This is a genomic window from Mesorhizobium sp. M7D.F.Ca.US.004.03.1.1 (genome assembly GCF_003998635.1).
In the GTDB taxonomy this organism is placed as follows: Bacteria; Pseudomonadota; Alphaproteobacteria; order Rhizobiales; family Rhizobiaceae; genus Mesorhizobium; species Mesorhizobium loti.
Genome location: NZ_RZQG01000725.1, coordinates 1 through 3,112, shown reverse-complemented (window position 1 = coordinate 3,112; position 3,112 = coordinate 1). Strand labels below are relative to the sequence as shown.

Below are 3,112 nucleotides of genomic sequence, written 5' to 3'. Positions count from 1 at the left end.
GGATGGGGAAGAGTTCAAAAACGTGGTCCAGCCGCCGGCGGCGCTCGACATCGTCGGCAAGCGTAAACGAGCCGAGGTCAAGGTTCTCCTTGATCGTCATGTCGCCGAAGATACGCCTTCCCTCCGGGACGTGGACGAGCCCGCGATGCGGCAGGCGATGGGCAGGAACCCTGGTTATGTCCTCGCCCAGGAAGCGGACACTTCCAGAGGATGCGGCAACAAGGCCGGACAGCGTGCGCAGCGTGGTGCTCTTGCCTGCACCGTTCGCGCCAAGCAGGGCGACGATCTGGCCGCGCTTGACCGAAAGGCTAACGCCATGAAGGGCTTCGATGCCGTCATAGCGCGCGACGATGCGGTCCGCGGAAAGAACGATTTCGGCGTCCATCATTCCTCCGTACCCAGATAGGCTTCGATGACCCTGGGGTCCGCTCGCACGGCCTCCGGTGGCCCGTCGGCGATCTTCTGGCCGTAGTCGAACACCACGATCTTCTCCGACACTTGCATGACCAGGCCCATGTCGTGCTCGATCAGCAGGACGGTGACGCCGGTCTCGTCGCGAATGCGGCGGATCAGGTGCACAAGGTCCAGCTTCTCGCGCTCGTTCAGGCCGGCGGCAGGCTCGTCCAGCAAGATGAGCTCGGGCGCCGACGCCAGGGCTCTTGCGAGTTCAAGCCGCCGTTGATCGCCATAGGAAAGACCGCCGGCGCGGCGATGCGCGTGCTGCTGGATGCCGACGAAATCGAGCCAGCGCATGCCGGCTGCTCGGATCGCCTCCTCCTCGCGCCGCTGTGCCGGCAAGTGCAGGATCGCCGACACAATGCCGTGGCGGCTGCGGCAATGCTGGCCGGACATGGCGTTTTCCAGAACGGTCATTTCCTTGAACAGCCGGATGTTCTGAAATGTGCGGGCGAGCCCGAGCGCGGTGATGCGATGCGGCGGCAAACCGGTAATTGGCCGGCCGCCCAGACTGATCGAGCCGCCCTTCGGCTTGTAGAATCCGGTCAGGCAATTGAAGAGCGACGTCTTGCCGGCCCCGTTCGGCCCGATAAGACTGTTGATAGCGCCCTTCTCGACCGAGAACGAAATGTCGTGAAGGACTTTCAGTCCTCCGAAACTGAGGCCCAGATCGCGGACTTCCAGCAGCGCCATGGTCAGACTCGCTTGTCCGGCCAGAGCCCGTTCGGCCTGAAGAGCATGATTGCCAGCAGCGCAACCGCGGTCACCAGGGGACGATAGGTGCCCGCCCCGCGCAGCACCTCCGGAAGCAGGGCCACGAGAACTGCACCGAGCACAACGCCGGGAATGCGGCCCATGCCACCCAGCACGACGCCAAGCAGGATGAGAAGCGATTGGTTGAAGGTAAAACTCTCCGGCGAGATGGCCGTCATCTTGGCCGCGTAGAGGCATCCGGCCACGGAAGCGATCACCGCGCCCATCATGTAGGCCTGCAGCTTGGCCGTGACACGGTTGATGCCGATACCGGCGGCGGCGTCCTCATCATAGCGAACGTAGAACCAGGCTCGTCCCATTCGTGACCGCTCGACGCTCAGGCAGACGAAGGCGGTGAGCAGCGCGAGCACCAGGAACGCATAGTAGAAGTGCTGCACCTGCATCAGCTTGAAGCCGAAGATCTCCGGCCGCTCGATGCCGATAAGGCCGCTGGCGCCGCCGGTGATGTCGAGGTTGCGGGCGATGATGCGCACGATCTCGCCGAAGCCCAGCGTCACGATCGCCAGATAGTCGCTGCGCAGCCTCAAGGTCGGAGCGCCGATGATGATGCCGGCCACGCAGGCTGCCGCCATGGCGACCGGGATGGTGAGCCAGAAATTGAAGCCGAACTCCGCGGTCAGGATGCCTGATGTGTAGGCGCCCACCGCGAAGAAGGCGGCGTAGCCGAGATCGAGCAGACCCGCATAGCCGACGACAATGTTGAGCCCGAGGCACAGAACGACATAGAGCAGCGCCGTGGTTGCCACCTCAGTCATATAGGCGTTGGCGAATTGCGGCAACACCAGCGCGCAGGCGAGTGCCGCCAGGCCAGGCAGCACAACGGACCAGCGCATCAGTCGCGGTTGCGCGGTGGCCGGCATGGTCCTCACTTCGTCGGTCATCACACCCGCTCCACCACCGAGCGACCAAGAAGGCCGGTCGGCTTGAACACAAGGAACAGGATCAGGGTCCCGAACACGAAGACGTCACGCCACTCCGATCCGACGAAGGGCAAGGACGAACCGAAAGCCTCGAGCAGGCCGAGCAGCAAGCCGCCAAGCATGGCGCCCGGCACGCTGCCGATCCCGCCTATGACCGCGGCGGTGAAGGCCTTGAGCCCCATGATGAAGCCCATGAAGAAATGGACACTGCCATAATAGGCGCCGGCCATGACCCCGCCGCCGGCGGCGAGCGCCGAACCCATGAAAAAGGTCAAGGCGATCACCCGGTCGACATCGATGCCCATCAGGCGGCTTGCCCCCATATCGATGGACACCGCGCGCATCGCCTTGCCGTACATGGTGCGTGAGACAAAGGCCTGCATCCCTGCCATAAGAGCGATGGAGGCGGCCACCAGCACCATCTGCGTGTAGGTGATGTGAACGGTGGAAATGTCGACACCGGCAAAACCGAGATCCGTGTTGAAGGCGTAATGCCGCCCGCCCGTCAGGGCGAGTGCCGTACCGTTCAGCACCATCGACGCACCGAGCGCCGTGATCAGGATGGAGAGGCGCGGCGCATTGCGCATCGGCCGATAGGCGAAGCGTTCGATGACGACGCCGAGCAAGCCGACAACCAACATCGAAACCAGCAGGGCGCAGACCACGCCCAGCCAGCCGTTGCCAACCCATATGCCGACGAAGGAAAACACGATGAGGCCAACGAAGGCGCCGTTCATGTAGATGTCGCCATGGGCGAAATTCAGGAGCTTGATGACGCCGAACACCATGCTGTAGCCAAGCGCGATCAGGGCATAGAACGAGCCGACGATAAGACCGTTCACCAGTTGCTGAATAAGCAGGTCGAGCGTCATTGATGCTCCGGGGGCAGAATTGAAAAAGTCTTGCCTGGGCGCAGCGTCGGCGCCAGACAATCGGCGGTGACGCCGAGGCCGCCACAAGGC

The 3,112-nt window shown here is 63.3% G+C and carries 4 protein-coding genes; all 4 read right to left on the bottom strand.

Annotated features, from left to right (window positions below):
• Positions 1–385 (bottom strand): ATP-binding cassette domain-containing protein (locus EN935_RS28720; protein WP_127373872.1); only part of this gene is annotated, 385 nt, incomplete at its 3' end.
• Positions 385–1,149 carry an ABC transporter ATP-binding protein gene (locus EN935_RS28715; protein WP_127373871.1) on the bottom strand — a complete coding sequence of 255 codons (765 nt, stop codon included), beginning with the start codon at positions 1,147–1,149 and terminating at the stop codon, positions 385–387. The genes EN935_RS28715 and EN935_RS28720, both read right to left, overlap by 1 nt.
• Positions 1,150–1,151: 2 nt before the next feature.
• On the bottom strand, positions 1,152–2,111 hold the full coding sequence (locus EN935_RS28710) for a branched-chain amino acid ABC transporter permease (RefSeq protein WP_245468958.1): 960 nt from the start codon (positions 2,109–2,111) through the stop codon (positions 1,152–1,154).
• Positions 2,111–3,022: a branched-chain amino acid ABC transporter permease gene (locus EN935_RS28705; protein ID WP_109660147.1), complete on the bottom strand. Its 912-nt coding sequence runs from the start codon at positions 3,020–3,022 to the stop codon at positions 2,111–2,113. The genes EN935_RS28710 and EN935_RS28705 overlap by 1 nt, the downstream gene beginning before the upstream one ends.
• Between the last annotated feature and the right edge of the window lie 90 nt (positions 3,023–3,112).

Coding starts and splice junctions, on each gene's coding strand:
- EN935_RS28715 (WP_127373871.1), bottom strand. CDS start 1,149: ATGGCGCTGCTGGAAGTCCGCGATCTGGGCCTCAGTTTCGGAGGACTG.
- EN935_RS28710 (WP_245468958.1), bottom strand. CDS start 2,111: ATGACCGACGAAGTGAGGACCATGCCGGCCACCGCGCAACCGCGACTG.
- EN935_RS28705 (WP_109660147.1), bottom strand. CDS start 3,022: ATGACGCTCGACCTGCTTATTCAGCAACTGGTGAACGGTCTTATCGTC.